This window comes from Candidatus Symbiopectobacterium sp. NZEC135 (assembly GCF_025962695.1).
In genome coordinates, this window is the sequence record NZ_JAGFPF010000733.1 from 1 (window position 1) to 994 (window position 994).

Sequence of the window (994 nt, forward strand, 5' to 3'; positions counted from 1 at the left end):
TCAATCTACCGGTAAGGGCTTCTGTACCAATGAATTGCCAATTCACCATGCTGTTGACCAATCAGCCAATTGGGCTACAAATGTTTTGTTTAAGCAACTCAGATGCACCGTTTGCTACCAGAGCAGAGAAATCCAAATTTTCCTATTTCATTATCTAGCTCATAATTAGATATCAAATAATTTCGCATTCAAAATGCTGAAATACCAATTTACGGAATTAAAAAACGCAACTTGAAAAAACGGAAAGTACCCGCATATAAAACATGGGTTTGTTTACCCGTATCCGTATAGGAGAGAGTTATGTCGCTAATTGTCGGACCACATGAACATGTGGGAAGGAATGGTGGTTCTTTTCAAGAATGCGAAGTGTTAATGCTGACCAATACCTCTTGGAAGATATATGGTAGGTTTTGCACAATCCGTGATAATGAATATGCTCCACCAACAAGTGTGGCAGGGCGTAAATGGGTCCAAATTTATCGAACCCCGGATAACTTCGAATAGGCTTGAACTGCAAAGAGAACCGATAGCATCTCCTGCAACTTTCATATCACACTAATTATTGGAGCCTTATATGGTAGGTACAGTAAACCTTCCCCATGCTTGCCCGAATTGTCAAAAGACAGCGCACACTTCAAGCGAACTTTTGCAGCTTTTTGGATTCCGAACTGTTCCAGCAGGTGCAACCAATCAAAGCTGGTGCCGCGAGTGCCGCTCTACAGCAAAAAAATAATTGACTGTGGGTATCTCAGGCTAGCAATTTATCATTTTAAAAGCAGCTATTTAGGCCCTTTCTGGGCCTTTTTAACATAATGTCGCCTTCGCTAATCATTTACAATCATCAGTTATTTTCACAACAGCCGCGTTGAACACAGCAGCGTTTTCAGAGGCAAACATGGCAATGCCTTTGACAGACTTGCCTTCTTTTAAGATACCGGTGGTCAATGCCTCATCCACCGTATCGAGCCTGAACGCCTTGTTGTCAGGAGAGTAC

Annotated in this window: 1 protein-coding gene; it reads right to left on the reverse strand. The window is 42.1% G+C overall.

Annotated elements, in window-relative coordinates; genetic code table 11:
- Positions 1-828: 828 nt before the first annotated feature.
- The coding region (locus J5224_RS30065) for a DUF4354 family protein (protein WP_264628715.1) at positions 829-994 on the reverse strand (166 nt) is incomplete at its 5' end.